The 15893-nt window shown below is 70.6% G+C and carries 14 protein-coding genes; 3 read left to right on the top strand and 11 right to left on the bottom strand.

Features of this window, described 5'->3' with window-relative positions:
- Nucleotides 1-199: 199 nt before the first annotated feature.
- From ACFP2T_RS05865 to ACFP2T_RS05855, 3 genes are read left to right on the top strand one after another with little or no spacing between them, the layout of a single operon-like run.
- Nucleotides 200-685: a hypothetical protein gene (locus ACFP2T_RS05865; protein WP_377418148.1), complete on the top strand. Its 486-nt coding sequence runs from the start codon at nucleotides 200-202 to the stop codon at nucleotides 683-685.
- 1 nt (nucleotide 686) lies between these two features.
- Nucleotides 687-1184 (top strand): LGFP repeat-containing protein, encoded by a 498-nt coding sequence (locus tag ACFP2T_RS05860; RefSeq protein ID WP_377418146.1) that lies wholly within the window; start codon nucleotides 687-689, stop codon nucleotides 1182-1184.
- A 29-nt stretch (nucleotides 1185-1213) separates the two neighbouring features.
- The gene (locus ACFP2T_RS05855) at nucleotides 1214-2950 is read left to right on the top strand and encodes a hypothetical protein (protein WP_377418144.1); all 1737 of its coding nucleotides are present in this window, start codon (nucleotides 1214-1216) and stop codon (nucleotides 2948-2950) included.
- Nucleotides 2951-3015: 65 nt separating this feature from the next.
- Here the strand turns inward: ACFP2T_RS05855 and ACFP2T_RS05850 are convergent, their stop codons facing one another.
- From ACFP2T_RS05850 to ACFP2T_RS05800, 11 genes are all read right to left on the bottom strand, one after another.
- Nucleotides 3016-5223 carry an MMPL family transporter gene (locus tag ACFP2T_RS05850; protein WP_377418142.1) on the bottom strand — a complete coding sequence of 736 codons (2208 nt, stop codon included), beginning with the start codon at nucleotides 5221-5223 and terminating at the stop codon, nucleotides 3016-3018.
- Nucleotides 5224-5325: 102 nt separating this feature from the next.
- The gene (locus ACFP2T_RS05845) at nucleotides 5326-5715 is read right to left on the bottom strand and encodes a Rieske (2Fe-2S) protein (RefSeq protein WP_377418140.1); all 390 of its coding nucleotides are present in this window, start codon (nucleotides 5713-5715) and stop codon (nucleotides 5326-5328) included.
- Complete coding sequence (locus ACFP2T_RS05840; protein ID WP_377418138.1) at nucleotides 5712-6812, bottom strand: amidohydrolase family protein; 1101 nt, start codon at nucleotides 6810-6812, stop codon at nucleotides 5712-5714. The genes ACFP2T_RS05845 and ACFP2T_RS05840 overlap by 4 nt, the downstream gene beginning before the upstream one ends.
- 46 nt (nucleotides 6813-6858) lie before the next feature.
- Nucleotides 6859-7728, bottom strand: coding sequence for an SDR family oxidoreductase (locus ACFP2T_RS05835; RefSeq protein WP_377418136.1), 870 nt, complete (start codon nucleotides 7726-7728; stop codon nucleotides 6859-6861).
- Nucleotides 7700-9178: an aminotransferase class III-fold pyridoxal phosphate-dependent enzyme gene (locus tag ACFP2T_RS05830; protein ID WP_377418134.1), complete on the bottom strand. Its 1479-nt coding sequence runs from the start codon at nucleotides 9176-9178 to the stop codon at nucleotides 7700-7702. Before ACFP2T_RS05830 ends, ACFP2T_RS05835 begins: the two co-directional genes overlap by 29 nt.
- On the bottom strand, nucleotides 9175-10413 hold the full coding sequence (locus ACFP2T_RS05825) for an aminotransferase class I/II-fold pyridoxal phosphate-dependent enzyme (protein ID WP_377418132.1): 1239 nt from the start codon (nucleotides 10411-10413) through the stop codon (nucleotides 9175-9177). The genes ACFP2T_RS05830 and ACFP2T_RS05825 overlap by 4 nt, the downstream gene beginning before the upstream one ends.
- Nucleotides 10414-10437: 24 nt before the next feature.
- Complete coding sequence (locus ACFP2T_RS05820; protein ID WP_377418130.1) at nucleotides 10438-11838, bottom strand: aldehyde dehydrogenase family protein; 1401 nt, start codon at nucleotides 11836-11838, stop codon at nucleotides 10438-10440.
- A gap of 3 nt (nucleotides 11839-11841) precedes the next feature.
- Nucleotides 11842-12762 (bottom strand): carboxyvinyl-carboxyphosphonate phosphorylmutase, encoded by a 921-nt coding sequence (gene bcpA, locus ACFP2T_RS05815; protein ID WP_377418128.1) that lies wholly within the window; start codon nucleotides 12760-12762, stop codon nucleotides 11842-11844.
- Between the two features lie 15 nt (nucleotides 12763-12777).
- Nucleotides 12778-13965, bottom strand: a complete 1188-nt coding sequence (locus ACFP2T_RS05810; protein ID WP_377418126.1) for an enolase-like domain-containing protein — start codon at nucleotides 13963-13965, stop codon at nucleotides 12778-12780.
- 2 nt (nucleotides 13966-13967) lie between these two features.
- Nucleotides 13968-15353, bottom strand: coding sequence for a CMP-5'-phosphonoformate--3-phosphoglycerate phosphonoformyl transferase (locus ACFP2T_RS05805; RefSeq protein WP_377418124.1), 1386 nt, complete (start codon nucleotides 15351-15353; stop codon nucleotides 13968-13970).
- A complete protein-coding gene (locus ACFP2T_RS05800; protein WP_377418122.1) occupies nucleotides 15334-15882 on the bottom strand; it encodes an adenylyltransferase/cytidyltransferase family protein in 549 nt (182 codons plus the stop codon). The genes ACFP2T_RS05805 and ACFP2T_RS05800 overlap by 20 nt, the downstream gene beginning before the upstream one ends.
- Nucleotides 15883-15893: the final 11 nt, after the last annotated feature.

Raw genomic sequence — 15893 nt, 5'->3', positions numbered from 1 at the left:
CGTTCACGGTCCTCGAACTGTGGCCCGCCGACCTTGCGTCAACCTTGCAGACCAGTTCCCGGCAGAGCCTTCGGTGCGCGCGGGTGGCGATCGGCGTGGGGCAGACCTCGTGGACGGCCGGCAGGTCCACAAGGGCGGCACAAGTTCCACGCCAGGCCGGCTCGGCACCGTGGACGAAACGCAACCCCTAGGAGATCACATGACGGCCAACGCGACGCTTCTGAACATCTGGTGCCTGCGCCACTCCACCGGTACCGACTTCGGGGTGAACCAGGCACTCGCCGGCCTCGCACCCTCGATCGCGGTCGCGGAACTCGGTGGTACCCCGCTCCAGGACTTCCTGAAGGGTCTGCCCGGCGTGGTCGCGGCGATCGACAGTGCCCGATCCGATCCGGACAACCTCTACATCACCACGGACACGTCGGGTGGGTTGGAGAACTCGATCTGGCCGACCGACCGGTCGACGCTCGACATCCAGGCCGACCAGTCGGTCTCGCCGGGGATCACGATCCCGGTGCCCTTCTCCCAGAACCTCTCGCTGTGGGACTTCGACGACGTGTCCGCGGACGACCTCCTGGGCTCGATCACGGTCTTCGAGTCCGAGCAGGGCGCCGGTGAGCTCGCGAAACTCGCGAAGTCCGACGTCGAGAGCTCGTACTACTTCGTCACCTACCGGGTCGACTGACATGTCGGCGATCGACGACAAGTGGCGGCAGCATCCCTGGCTGGGCCCGCCGCTCGACACCGGCGCGGGCAGTGCGGAGATGGCGTTGCCGGACGGGCGCGGCAGGGCACGCGACTTCGCGAACGGCTCCATCTACTGGACACCCGAGTTGGGTGCGCACGAGGTGCACGGGCTCATCCGTGTGAAGTGGGCGCAGCTCGGTGGCATCCGCGGTGTGCTCCGGTACCCGGTGTCGGACGAGTGCCCCTGCGGCCCGGGGGACGGCCGGTTCAACCACTTCGAGGGCGGCTCAATCTACTGGCGGGCCGACATCGGCGCGCACGAGGTCCACGGCCCGATCCGGGATCTCTGGGCACAGCTCGGGTGGCAGGCCGGTCGGCTGGGCTACCCGGTCAGCGACGTGAGGGATTTTCCGGGCCGGAGCGCGAGCCGTTTCCAGCACGGCACCATCACCTGGACGCCGTCCGGTGGCGCGGTGGTGGGGTCGAACATCGATTGATTCGCCAGCAACAGGAAGGACCCAGAAACATGAGTGTCCACGACGATTTTCGGCATATCGCCACCATCGACCTACGGCGGGTCTTCACCTCGCTGGGGCTGCCGGTCACGGCGTTCCACGCAACGGGCACGCCAGGTCCGCTGTTCGACGCCGTCCTGAACACCGATTCCAGCCGACCCAACGGACTGTGGTTGTTCAAGGGCGCCGATTACTTCCTCTACGACCTGGAGACCGGGAGGATCGAGGACGGGCCCCGGTTGATCGCGGGGAACTTCGGCGGGGACACCCTGCCGCAGATGTTCAGGTCCGGCATCCACTCCGCCGTCTGGGGTGGCCCCGCCTTTCCGCACTTCTGGTACGTGTTCAAGGACGAGATGTTCGTCCGGGTCAACTCCAGCGGCGCCGCGCCCGCCGCGCCCGGTGCCGTCGGCGAGTCGACGTGGCGGGTCGACTTCGGACCGCGGGGCGTGCTCGGCCAGTGGGCGACGGGGGCGTGGACCAACCCCGACGGGACGTGGCGGACCTCGGGCGTGCCCGTGGGTCTGCACGGACTGGGGTCGAGGTTCCACGGCATGATCCACTTCTTCAAGGACGGCCAGTACGTCCGGCACAACCTCAACACCGGTGGGACGGATGCCGGTCCGGTCCCCGTCAGGGATGCCTGGAACCTGCCGGCCGACTTCCCGACCACCATCGATGTCGCCTTCTACGGCACCGGGCAGAACGAGGAGAACATCTTCTTCATCTCCGGCCTGCGCTACGTCCTCTACGACTTCCGGCAGAACCGGGTGCTCGACCAGGGTTCGGTGGAGACACGGTTTCCGGCGTTCGCCCAGTTCCTCGGCCGACCACAGCTGTTCCTGGTGGAGGACTACGCCCTGGAAACCCTGGTCGGACCGCCACACCTCGGACGGCTGATCGACACGAGGTCGATCGGGGCGGGCTCCACCATCAAGCGGATCCTGGTCACCGAAACGACCGACACCTCGAAGACGTCCCTGGGCCAGAGCCTGCTGGCGAGCCAGGAGGCCAGCGTCGTGGAGAACTTCTACGAGAAGGTCGACAAGAACACGTCCAGCAGCGAGGACACCGAGAGTTACAAATATCAACTGAACGCCCAGGCGCACGCCGACGCCAGCGCGAACAGCCTGTGGGGCGGCGAGGCCAATGCCTCACTCAACGTTCAGGGCGGCACCAACACCGCCCGCGCGGGATTCAACAAGGCGACCTTCAACTCCATCCAGAACCAGGTGGACGACGCCAAGAGGCAGACCGAGCAGAAGACGTACAACTCCGAGGAGGAGTTCGCCCAGTCGGCGAAGATCCTGAAGAAGGAGATCTTCGAGGAGAAGAACTCCACCGACAAGGTCCGGGTCTACGAGTTCTACGAGCAGTTGCAGCCGTACCTGACACTGCTCGTGCTGCGGCACGTGCGGGTCGGCTACTCCGACGGCACCAGCCGCCCCGAGGTGGTCGAACTGACCGCACTCCGGGGCCTGCTGGACCGGGTACTCGTGGAGCCGGGCCGGAAGACCCAGTTGACGGGCTACCTCGGCAGGGAACTCGCGGACGTCACCGACCAGGAGGGTAAGTCCCGGTCACTGCTGATGGAGTCCTCGGACCTCGTCCTCAGCCGCAACGTGACCTCGACCTACCAGATCCACCGGAGCGACGGGACGACGCAGACCCTCACCCTCCGAGGAATCATCACGGGTGACCGGACCTGGGTCGAGCCGACGTACACGATCACCTGTGTGCAGGTTTGAGATCGACGGCAGCTCGGTGGAAGCGGTCACCGAGCTGCCAGACTCCCTCCGTTCCCGGCCCTCGTTCAGGACCGCGGCAAGGTCGGGCTGCCCGTGGGTGGTCGCGCGAGAGCGGCCGGGGCCGGCGGGGTCAGCTCGTCCCGGGAGGTCTCGCTGAGGTCGACCCGTTCGTGCAACCGGCGCAGCAGCCGGGGCGCGTACCAGATCCGTGGACCGAAGGCGCGCATCAGGGCCGGCACCAGCACCCCGCGTACCAGGGTCGCGTCGATCAGGATCGCCAGTCCGGTGCCGAGTCCGAACATCTGGAGGAAGCTCACCGAGCTGGTGCCGAAGGCGAAGAAGCTGATCGCGAGCAGCGCGGCCGCCGCCGACACGATCCGACCGGTCCGGGCCAGGCCCTCGACCACCGCCGTCCGGGTGTCGTGGCCGGCGAGATGCAGTTCGTGGATCCGGCTGATCAGGAAGACCTCGTAGTCCATCGACAACCCGAAGGCGACGCAGAGCAGCAGTACGGTCATGGCGGTGTCCAGCGGGCGCGGGGTGAAGCCGAGCCAGTCCGCCAGGTGTCCCTGCTGGAACACCCAGACCATCACGCCGAGGGTCGCGGAGAGGCTGAGTACGTTCAGCAGCAACGCCCGGACCGGCTGGATCACGCTTCCGGTGAACAGGAACAGCGCGACGAAGGTGGTCAGTCCGACGAGCAGCCCGGCCAGCGGAAGCCGGTCGCCGATCGCCTTCTTGGTGTCCGCCAGCCGCGCCTCCGAGCTGCTGACCAGGGTTGGCGCGTCGCCGGGCCCGGGAACGGCCCGGATCGCCCGGATGAGTTCCTGCGCGACGTCGGACTTCGGCGGGACGGTGGTGAACACCGACAGCCGTTGCGCGTCCGGGCTACCCAGACCGGGGTCGCCGGGGCCGGCGCCGTCCCGGCTGAACGCGCCGACGCTGGTGATGGTGCCGGCCACCCCGGGCAGCGCGACGAGCCGGCGGGCGTACCCGGCCAGGTCGTCCGGGTCGACCTGGCCGGGTACGACGATGTCGGTCGCGGTCCAGACGTTCGCGTCGAAGTGGTCCCGGATGGTGTCGGCCACCTGTCGGCTGGTGACCCGCTGCGGCAACGCCCCCTGGTCCGGGCTGCCGAAGTGCACCGCCGACAGCGGCGCCGCGGCGAGCAGCAGCAGCACGACCACCGGCGTCGCGGTGAGCAGCGGGCGCCGCATGACGACGGCGGCCAGGCCGCCCCAGACCGGTGAGTCGGCCCCACGGGCCGCCCGGGACCAGGGCAGCCGACCTCCGTTGATCCGGTGGCCGAGCAATGCGAGCAGGGCCGGGGTCACCACCAGCGCGGTCGCGGCGGCGATCAGCACCACGCCGATCCCGGCGTAGGCGAAGGAGCGGAGGAAGAACTGCGGAAACACCAGCAGGGCCGCCAGGGCCGCGGCGACGGTGGCGGCGGAGAAGACGATCGTCCGGCCCGCCGTGCCCATCGTCACCGCCACCGCCTCCGGCACCGGGTCACCGGCGGCGAGCCGTTCCCGGAACCGGCTCACCATCAGCAGGGCGTAGTCGACGCTGAGGCCGAGGGCGAGCGCGGTGGCCAGGTTGATCGCGAACTCCGAGACGTCGGTGACCGAACCCAGCAGGTACAGCTCGGCGAGGGTGCCGGCGGTGGCAGCGGCCGCGATGACCAGGGGCACCATGGTCGACATCACGCTGCCGAAGACCAGCACAAGCAACAGCAGGATCGCGGGTACGGCGATCGCCTCGGCCAGCAGCAGGCTCCGGTTGACCTCGTCGCGTACGTCCTGGTTGGCCACCACCTCGCCGCCGGGGGTGACGGTCACCGGCCCCTCGTCGGCGGGGAACCGGGCCAGCAACGCCTCGGCGCGGTCGCTCACCTGCTCGTCGTCCCCGGCGACGTGCCCCAGCACCAGCGCCATCGTGCCGTCGGCCGAGCGGAGGTCCGCCACGTTGTCCTGCCAGTACGATCCGACGTTCTCCACCCCGGGCTCCCCGGCCAGCCGAGCCGTCAGTGCCGCCCCGGCCTCCCGCACGGCGGGGCTGTCCACGGTCCCCTCCTTCGCCCGGACCAGCAGGACGAGGTTGGTCTGCCCGCCGAACTCGGACTCGATCAGGTCCCGGGCCCGGGTCGACTCGGCGGCCGGGTCCTCGAACCCGCCGCTGCGCAGGACGTCGAACGCGCCCATCCCGAGATAGACGGCGCCGGCGAGCAGCACGGCGGCGACGCCGAGGATCTTCTTCGGATGGCGGGACACGAACCTACCGTGGTTGCGGAGCACTTCGGACTGCCTCCCTGCGGGACCACGCCCGGCCCGGGTTGCCGGCTGCCGGCGGCCGGGCCGGACGTGGTCACCTCCTCAGACGTAGACGACGATCTCGTCGGCTTCGACCGCCACCCGGTAGGTGGCGGTACGGGCGGTACCCAACCGGGCCACCGGGCAGCCGGTGGCGGTGTCGATCTCGAAGTTGTGGTACGGGCAGATCAACACCCAGCGATCCGGGTCCTGGATCCGCTCCCCCACCTTCTCCGCCGTCCACATCGCCTCGAACGAGCCGGCGGAGAGCGGACCGCCCTGGTGCGCGCAGTAGTTCGACAGCGCGACGTACCCGTGCCCGGGCACGTGCCCGACCACGATCTGCCGGTGTCCGACCGCGTACAGCCGGGTGGTGCCGGGCTTCAGTTCGTCGACTCCGCACACGACGTAGCGCTGGCGACGCCGGGTCGACGTCTGCTCGGTTGTGCTCATCGCGCCTCCCCGAGCTGGTAGAACTTCGCCGCGTTGTCGTGCAGCACCTTCCGCCGGATGTCGGGTGGGAAGGAACTCGGCAGCGAACGGTCCGGGGCGTCGAAGTCCCAGTGCGGGTAGTCCGAGGAGAACATCAGGAACTCGTCGTTACCCACCATCTCGAACATCTGGTACAGGTGATCGGGGTTCTCCGCGAACTCCATCGGCTGGGTGGTGAACCTGACCTGGTCCCGGATGTACTCGCTGGGCAGCCGCTTCACCCACGGAACCTCCCGGCGCAGGCTCCGGTAGTTGTGGTCGAAACGCCACATCAGGTGGGGCAGCCAGGTCCAACTGGACTCGATCATCACTACCCGCAGGTCGGGAAACTTCTCGAAGACCCCGTGGACGACCAGGCTGATGAGCTGGCACTGCCAGGCCTGGGAGATCGCGGTGTGCCACTCCAGGAAGTAGGTGGGCAATCCGACGGCGGTCTCCACGTTCGCGCCCTGGTGGAAGCCGACGACGAGTTTGTTCCGGACCGCCGCCTCGTAGATCCGGTGGTAGTAGTCCCGGCCCATCGTGTCGTGTGAGATCACCGGAAGCAGCACCTGCACCATCTGGGGATGCGAGGCCCACTTCTCGATCTCGGCCACCGCGTCGTCCGGACGTTGCGCCGCCACGCAGATCGAGCCGAGGAAGCGGGGGTCCTTGGCCAGCCACTCGTTGACGACCCACCGGTTGTACGCCTGGGACAGCCCGACCGCGAAGTCCGGCTGCACCTTGAACTCGCTCGGGTACAGCAGCCCGGTCAGTACGGCGTGTTTGATGTTGAACGCGTCGAGGTGCTGTTTGCGCATCAACTGGTAGTCGGAGCCGGCCCGCAGCCCGTTGGAGGGTCGGGCGTCCGGCCGGGCGAGCCCGCCGGTGGTGGGCCAGGAGTACGGGATGGAGATGCCCATCCAGTTGTCCGGGTGGATCCGTCCCCGCCAGGGCTCCTCGACGTACTGGAGGAACTCCAGCGGGTTGCCGATCATCTCGTGCACGTCCGTGTCGATCACCGACAGCGCGCTGGGCGTGCTGTCCGGTACGGCGGACCGGTCCAGGGTCTGGGTCATCGTTCTCCTTCGGGCTGCTTCTTCTCCTCAGGGATGTGCAAACGGTTCAGAGGCCGTACCGGCGGGCCACCAGCCGCTCGGCGACGCGGTCCGGCAGGAAGCGCCGGACGAACCGCAGGGTGCCGCCGTTGCCGCCGATCATCGAGACCACCGGCATCCGGGCGGCCCGGCCCAGTCGCCAGATCCGCTCGGCGACCTCCGCGGGGTCCGCCGCGCTCTGGTGCTGGGCCCGGACCCGTGCGCTGACCACGCCCAACCGGTCCCGGTACGGCGAGTCCGGCCTCGTGTGCCAGGCACGGTGCCGGTCGATGGCCGACCGGTAGTAGGCCGGCTGGACCAGGGTGGCCTGGATGCCGAACGGCGCGACCTCGGTGCGCAGCGCCGTGACGAAGCCGCGCAGGGCCAGTTTGGAGGCCGCGTAGCTGCCCTGGAACGGCACCGGGAACTCGGCCATCAGGGAACCCACGAAGATCAACCGGCCGTGCCCGGCGGCCCGCATGGCCGGCAGTACCGCGCGGGCCAGCGCGACCGGTCCCAGCACGTTGATCCGGAACAACTGCTCCAGGTGCTCCTCCGGCAGGTCCTCCAGGGCACCGCCCTGGCTGTGCCCGGCGTTGTTGACCAGTAAGTCGACCGGACCGGCCGCCTTCGCGCACGCCTGTACGCTCGCCGGATCCGACTGGTCGAGGGCCAGGTAGGTCACGCCGGGGACCCGATCCGGCAGCGGAATGTCGTCGGGATTCCGGGAGGTGCCCAGCACCCGCACCCCCCGGTCGACGAAGAGCCGCGCGACGGCGAGCCCGATCCCCGAGGTGGCCCCGGTGACCAGGACCGTCCCGGCCGGCCGGGCGCCGGTCGGCGGCCCGCCCGAGGCCGCGGAGACCGGTTCAGCCGAGGAGTTCGACGAGTCGGGCATACGCGTTCACCACCCGGTCGCTGTCGGCCCGGGTGTGCCCGCAGGACAGCATGTCCCGGCCCATCCGGGACAGCACTCCGGCGTTGACCACCGGAATCATGTAGTCGGCGAGCAGCGCCCGACGGGCGATGATCTCCGGCAGCCGCTCGGCCTCCACGAGCAGCGCGTGCGGCGCGGTCAGCTCGATCCGCAGGATCGTGCCGAAGTGGTACGCGAAGAACGGCACGCCACCGGTGGAGAACAGCGCGTTGAGCCGGACCACCAGGTCGGCGGTGACCGCGATGGCACTGTCGAGGACGCCGGGCCGGGTCAGTTCGCCGAGGGTGTGGTAGCAGGCCGCCGCCGACAGCACGTTGCCGGACATGGTGCCGCCGATGTAGGTGAACGGCCGTCCGTCCGGTAGTCCGGTCCCGGCCGCCTCGATGATCTCCCGCCGACCGGCGACCGCCCCGCAGGACGGGTAGCCGTTCATCAGTCCCTTGCCGAGGGTGATCAGGTCGGGGCGGATGCCCAGCACCGCGTGTGCGCCGCCGATCCCGGCCCGGGTGCCGGTGACGACCTCGTCGAGCACGTACAGCGCACCGTGCTGGTGGGCCAGCGCGATGGCCTGTTGATGGAAGTCGTCGGCGAACGGCACCAGGCCGGACTCGCCGCCGAACGGTTCGCTGATCACCGCCGCGACGTCGCCGGCGGCCAGTGCCGCCGCCAGGTCGTCCAGCCGGTGCGGGTGCACCAGCACGGTGTGCGCGTAGTGCTCCGGTGGCACCCCGCCGGCCATGAAGTCGCCGGACCCCGGTACCTCCAGGTCCACCATGAACTGGTCGCCCCAGCCGTGGTAGTGCCCCCGGAACTTAATGATCTTGCGTCGCCCGGTGTACGCCCGCGCGATCCGGGCCGCCGCGAGGTCGGCCTCGGCGCCGGAGCCGACGAACCGGACCGCCTCGGCCGCCGGAAAGACCTCGATGATCCGTTCGGCGGCGAGCACCTCGAACTCGTCGAGGTGGCCGTGGAAGCCGGTGCGCTCCCGGAGCAGGTCGACGACCGCGGCGTTGAGCCCGGGATGGTTGTGCCCGAGACTGAGCGCGCCACCGGCCAGGATGCAGTCGACGTACCGGTTGCCGTCCACGTCGACCACCTCGCCGCCGGCGCCGTGGTCCAGGAACAGCGGGTACGGCGAGGAGAGCGGATCCACGTGCTCGCTCCCCCGGGCCAGCACCCCCTGGGCCCGCGCGAAGAGTGCCGCCGACCGGGGAGTACGGCGCCGGAACTCGGCCAGCTCCGACTCCAGCCGCTCGGGCGCGATCCGCCGCATCGGCTGGGCGGCGATCGCCGACGCCCGGGCCAGGATCTCCGCCGCCGGGGCGCTACCCGGCCGACGGGCCGGTCCGGTGCCGGTGGTCGGGTCGGTGCTCCGGGCCAGGTCGCTGCTCCGGGCCAGGTCGGTGCTCACCGGAGCACGGACAGCGCCATCTCGCTCCGCCCGGTCACCTCCTCGTACACCCGGCGCAGCGCGTCCACGGTGTACGTGACGTCGCTGTGCTCGTGCGTGGCGGTGGCGATCAGCCGGAGCTGGACCACCCCCGGGGGCACCACCGGATAGGTGACGGCGGAGCAGAAGATCCCGTACCGGTGCCGGAGCAGGTCCAGGAAGATGGCGGTCTGCGCGGCCTCCAGTCCCAGGAACACCGGGGTCACCGCGCTGGACGGATCGCCGATCTCCAGTCCGACCCCGCGCAGGTCGTTCCGCAGGTGTGCGGCGATCTCCAGGCACTTGCGCCGCAGTTCGGGGCGGTTGCGCATCATGTCGAGCCGGACCCGGTTACCGGCCACGACCGGCCACGGCAGTCCCTTGGAGAAGATCTGCGACCGCATCCCGTACCGCAGCCGCCAGACGATCTCGGCGTCCGAGGCGACGAAGGCACCGATGCTGGCACCGGCCTTGGCGAAGGTCCCGAAGTACAGGTCGATGCCGTCCTGGCAGCCCTGCTCCTCCCCGGTGCCGCCACCGCCCGGACCGAGCACCCCGAAGCCGTGCGCGTCGTCGACCAGGAGCCGGAAGTTGAACCGCTGCTTGAGCGCGACGATTTCCCGCAGCCGCCCCTGCACGCCGGACATCCCGAAGACGCCCTCGGTGACGACCAGCACCGCCTCGTCGTCGCCGCGCTCCGCCTCGATCCGGGTCAGCACGGCTTCGAGTCGCTCGATGTTGTTGTGCGGAAAGGACTTTGCCTTGCCCCGGTGCAGCCGGATGCCGTCGATGATGCAGGCGTGGCACTCCGCGTCGTAGACCAGCCAGTCACGCCGGCTGAGCAGCGAGTCCAGCAACGAGATCATGCCCTGGTAGCCGAAGTTCAGGAACAGCGCGGCGGGCTTGTCCGCGTACGCCGCCAGTTCCGCCTCCAGCATTTCCAGGTCCTCGGTCTCGCCGGACATCATCCGCGAGCCCATCGGCGCCGCCAGGCCGTACCGGGCGGCGAACCGCGCGTCGGCGGCCCGGACCTCCGGGTGGTTGGCCAGCCCGAGATAGTTGTTGAGGCTCCAGACGAGCTGGTCCGTGTCGCCGTACCGCATTCGGCTGCCGATCTCGCCGGTCAGCCTCGGAAAGGCGTACCTGCCGTGGATGTCCCGCGACATCTGTGCGATGGGACTGCCCGGACTGTTGATGACCTTTTCGAACAGGTCCACTTGCTTCCTCCCCTGTTGATGCTGCTAGACCGGCCAGCCGTAAGGCACGGTGACCGTCTTCGTGGTGCTCATCTCGCGGATCGCGTAGCGGATGCCCTCCCGCCCGAGTCCGCTCGCCTTCACTCCGCCGAAGGGGATGTGCGGGGAGTCGAACTGCGGCCCCTCGAGCAGGTTGACCGCCCCCACCCGCAGTCGCGCGGCGAGCTGCCAGAACGCGGCGCTGTCGTTGGTGACCACGCCCGCCTGGAGGCCGTACGCCGTGCCATTGGCGACCTCGACCGCCTCGTCCAGTCCCCCCACCCGGAGCACCGGCGCCACCGGACCGAACGTCTCCTCGCGGACCAGTTCGGCACCGGGTGGCACCCGATCGAGGACCGTCGGCGCGACGAGTGCGCCCTTCCGGTCACCCCCGTGACACAGCAGCGCACCGGCGGATATCGCCGAGTCCACCCGCCGCTGCACCAGTTCCGCCGCCGCCTCGTCGATCAGCGGGCCCACCTCGATCTCCGGCCGCTGCGGGTCGCCGAACCGCTTGACCCGGCTGGCCGCGACGAGCCGCTCGACGAACCGGTCCGCGACCTCGGCCCAGACGATGATCCGTTTCACCCCCCGGCAGGACTGCCCGGCGGTGGCGAACGCCCCGTCGGCGGCCAGCCGGGCGGCGAGGTCGAGGTCGGCGTCGGGGAGCACCAGCAGCGGATCGTTGCCCCCCAGCTCCAGCAGCAGTTTCCTGCCGGCCGCGGCGGCGGCCACCGCCCGGCCGGTCGACACGCTGCCGGTGAAGGTCACCATGTCGACCGCCGGATGCCGGGCCAGCGCCCCGCCGACGACGGCCGGATCACCGGTGAGGACCGCCAGCATCTCCTTCGGATAGCCGGCCCCGGTGAGCAGCTCCGCGAAGGCGAGCGCGGTCAGCGGGGTCCGCTCGGACGGCTTGAGCACCAGTGCGCAGCCGGCGGCGATCGCCGGAGCGGCCTTGACCACCACCTGGTTGAGCGGCCGGTTGAACGGGGTGATCCCGGCGACCACGCCGACCGGTTCCGGCAGCGTGACGGCCAGCCGGGCCGCACCGGGGATCGGAATGGACTCGCCGCGCAGCCGCTCCGCCTCCGCCGCGGCGACCCGCAGGTTCGCGACCGCCCGGTTGACCTCCCGGGTCGTCTCCCGGACGCAGACGCCGGACTCGGCGGTGATCAGCCGGGAGAACTCCCCGGCGCACGCCTGCAACGCGGTGGCCGCCCCGGTCAGCACCGACACCCGTTCGTCGATCGGCATCGGCCGGCGCCGACCCGCGACCGCGCTGACCGCGGTGTCCACCTCGGCCGGGCCGTCCCGGGGCACCCGGCCGATCTCGTCCCCGGTCCACGGGTCGTACACCGGTACGTCGTCCCCCGCCGGAGGAAGCAGTTGCCCGTCGAGGAACACGGGTCAGTCCTTCTCGTCCCGGACGACGTCGCCGGCCTCGGTGTCGCCGTCCCGGACGACGAAACGCCGCTCCAGTTCGGAGATCTTCGAGTACTCGAAGACCTCGAACAGCTCGTCGAAGGTCATCTTCAGGCCGTGCCGGTCCCAGAAGTTCTGCGTCGTACCCTCGTCGCGCAGTGCGGCGAAGGTCTTGCGGAGGATCGCGGTGGCCGCGTACCAGCCGGAGAGCGGGTAGATGGCGAGGTTGTAGCCGATCGCCTCCAGCTCCTTGGTGGTGAGCCACGGCGTCTTGCCGCCCTCCACCATGTTCGCCAGCAGCGGGGCGTCGATCTCGTCCCGGACCCGCTTCATCTCGTCGACGGTGAGCATCGCCTCCAGGAAGATGCAGTCCGCTCCCGCGGCTACGTACTCCCGGGACCGGCGGATCGCCTCGTCGAGGCCGAGCTTCTCCCGGGCGTCGGTACGGGCGATCAGCACCCAGTCCGGGTCCTCCCGCGCCTCGACCGCGGCTGCGATCTTGCCGACCATCTCCTTCGCGCTGATCAGCCGCTTGCCCTCCAGGTGACCGCAGCGCTTCGGCACGACCTGGTCCTCCAGGTGGCCGCCGACGATGCCGGCCCGCTCGAACTCCCGTACGCAGCGCCAGGTGTTCATCGCGTTGCCGTACCCGGCGTCGATGTCCATGATCACCGGAAGGTCGACGGCCAGGGTGATGTTCTTGGCGTTCCACGCCATCTCGGTGATCGTGGCGAAGCCGAGGTCGGGCAGGCCGAGCATGCTCGCCGAGGTGCCGGAGCCGGTCATGTGAACGGCGTTGAAGCCCGCCTGCTCGATCACCTTCGCCGACAGCGCGTCGTACGCGCTGGGTACGACGAGCAGCTCGGGCGCGTTCATCAGGTCCTTGAACTGCTTTGCACGGGACACGGTGCACTCCTTCGTTCAGCGGACGGCAACGGGGGGTTCGGCCGGCACGGTCTCGGCCAGCCGGAGCAGCTGGTTGTACTTGGCGAGCCGGTCACCGCGACGCGGCCCACCGACCTTGATCAGTTCTGCGCCGACACCGACGGCGAGATCGCACATCGCGGTGTCCTCGGTTTCGCCGGACCGGTGCGACACGGCGGAGACCAGTCCCGCCTCCCGGGCCGCCCGGGACGCGTCGAGGGTGGCGGTGAGCGTGCCGGCCTGGCTCAGCTTCAGCAGGATCCCGTCGGCCAGCGTGGAGTCCACCCGGGCGGCGTCGGTGGCGAACAGGTCGTCGCCGATCACCGTCGCCGTCGGCGGCAGGTCCCGGCGCAGCGCCCGCCAGGCGGGCTCGTCGGCCGGATCGAAGGGGTCCTCCAGGTAGCCCAGCGGATACCGCTCGACCAGCGCCGACAGCCGCCCCGCCAGTTCGGCGGAGGTCAGCACGTCCGGACCGAGCCGGTAGGTGCCGGACCGTTCGACGAGATGTTCCGCGGCGATGTCCACCCCGTACGACACCGCGCCCGCGCATCCGGCCGTCGCGACCACGTCGTGCAGCAACGCCAACTGTCGCTCGCTGTCGACCGGCACCAGCAGCCCACTCGACGGCGAGAACCGGGCCGGGCCGAACCGCTGCTGGACCTGCCGTTCTGCCTCGTCGAAGACGGTACGGGCCAGTTCGATGTCGCCGGTGAGGTCACCGGTGTCCGGGATGACCATGACCTGCTGGAAGCCGGCCGGCGGACCGGTGCCGTGGATGCCGCCGGAGAAGACGTTCACCAGCAGCCGGGGCACCCCCGGCGTGGTTCCGGCGAGCCAGGCCAGGTAGTGGTGCAGGGCCAGCCGGTGGGCCGAGGCGGCGGCCCGGGCGAAGGCCAGCGACACGGCGAGGGTCTCGGCCGCGCCGACGTCCAGCCGGGCCACCCGCCGGTCGAGGTCGGCCTGGTCGTCGACGTCCTGGCCGAGGAGCGCCCGGTGCAGTTCCCCGGGGGTGAGCGGACCCAGCAGGGTCGGCTCGCCGAGCGGGCGCTCCCGCCGGCCCGGTGCGATGGCGCGCGGGCTCGACCCCCGGCCGTGGTACCGGCCGTCCAGGATCACGTCGGCCTCCACCGTGGCCCTGGCCTGGGAGTCGAGGATGCCGCGCAGCCGCAGACCGGTGATCCGCATCGTCAGTTCTCCCTGCGCAGCCGGAGCAGCCAGGGCAGCAGTTCGCTGGCCCGACCGGCCGGAAGACCGCCACCGGCGGCGGCCCGCTCCCCGAACTCGGTCACCCCGTCCGGTCGTACGCCCGGACCGGCGACCACCGCCGGTACCCGGTCCGGCGCGTGGATGCCCAGTTCGCACGGGGTGGCGTGGTCACAGGTGACGACGAGGGTGTCCAGCGGGCCGAGCCGGGCGCGCAGCGGACCGACGAAGCCGGCGTCGATGTCGCGGATCGCCGCCACCTTGTCGTGTGGCCGACCGTCGTGGCCCGGCTCGTCGGGCCCCTTGAGGTGTACGAAGACGACGTCGGCGGGATCGTCCAGCAGGGCCGGCACCAGCTTCCGGTAGAACGCCCGGTCGTCCTGCCCCGGCCCGGCCTTGGCGACGGTGAACCTCGCCCCGATCAGTCGGGCGAGTCCGCGCTCGGCCGGCACCTGCCCGTACATCGCCAGCCGCAGGCCGCGCTGGGCGGCGAAGGACGGCAGTACCGGGAGGGTGTCGCCGCCGTCGCGGACCAGGATCAGATTCGCCGGTCGCCGCCCGGCCGCCCGGCGGGCCAGGTTGACCGGGTGGTTCTCCAGGACGGCGGCACTACGGTCGACGAACTGGTTCACCAGCCGCGCGGTCACCTCTGCCGCCCGTCCCCGGTCGGCGCCGTTCACCTCGTCGGCACCGTGCACCCCGTCGGCACCGTGCACCTGGTCGGCCGGCGCCGGACGGCAGCGCAGCGGTGTCGAGGGGGGATCGGCGACCGGCACCCCGAACGGGCCGCGCGCGACGAACCCGGGGTCGGTGTTGGTGACCCGGCCGGAGAGCGGCACCGTCCGGCTGGTCAGGGCCAGGATTCCCCGGTGCCGACCGAAGCCGGTCAGCCGGACCGACAAGTCGCCGGAAAGGCGTACCTCGGCCCGAATGCTCGTCACCAGGGCCTCGAGTTCGTCGTCCGACAGGTCACGGGACGTACGCCGGTCCAGCCGACCCGTGTCCGGCTGCCAACTCGCGAAGTTGATCCGGAACGCCACCGAGAAACCGTCGGCGTCCCAGAAGTCCATCCCGAGCCCCTCCAACGGCCCCCGGCCGGTGTAGAAGCGCACCGGGTCGTAGCCGAGCAGGGCCATCGCGCCGGAGTCCGACTCCGGCGGCACGTCGGACCGGATCACCTCCAGCAGGCCGCTGCATCCGGCCCGGGCCAGCTCGTCGAGGTGCGGGGTGGCGGCCGCCTCGAACGGGGTCCGGTCGGCCAGCTCCGCGATCGGCCGGTCACCGCCACCGCAGAGCGCGACCACGAAGACCCGGCCGGCGCCGGCGCCGGAGTCCGCCGGGTCCGCCCGCTCAACCACGGATTCGCGCATCGATTCCACACTCCTTGATCACGGCGGCAACGGCGGGCGGGACCAGTTGCTCCCAGTCGGCGTTCGCGGCGATGGCCCGGCGTACCCGGCCGCCGCTGATCGGCTTCTCGACCCGGCGCCACATCACCTCGGTGGCCAGGCCGAGCGCGCCGAGGCGGTCGAGCTTCTCCGCGCCCCAGTCGTCGTAGATGGTCAGCAGGTAGACGGCCTCCGGCGGCGCGTAGTACCGCAGTCGTTCCGGGAAGCCGTGCGGGAACGGCACGATCCGCAGCCGGTGGTGCGGCACGCCCGCCTCGGTGAGCGCGGCCTCCACCATCAGGTACCGCTCGTAGTACGTGCACGGGTTCGCCTCCACCGACCCGCGTACCGGATCGGTGGGTTCCTCGGCGGTCTGCGACGGGTCCGGGTTGGTGATGCCCACGACGAGCGTGTCGCAGCGGGCGGCGCCGGCGAGCAGGTACTCCAGGTGCCCGAGGTGCAGGGGCTGGAACCTGCCGTGGATGACGCCGAGTGGGTAGGGGTGGTCCACCGGATCCTCCA

Origin of the sequence: Plantactinospora solaniradicis, from assembly GCF_042658085.1 — a bacterium.
Taxonomy (GTDB): domain Bacteria; phylum Actinomycetota; class Actinomycetes; order Mycobacteriales; family Micromonosporaceae; genus Plantactinospora; species Plantactinospora solaniradicis.
This window is presented reverse-complemented; position numbering and strand designations above follow the sequence as displayed.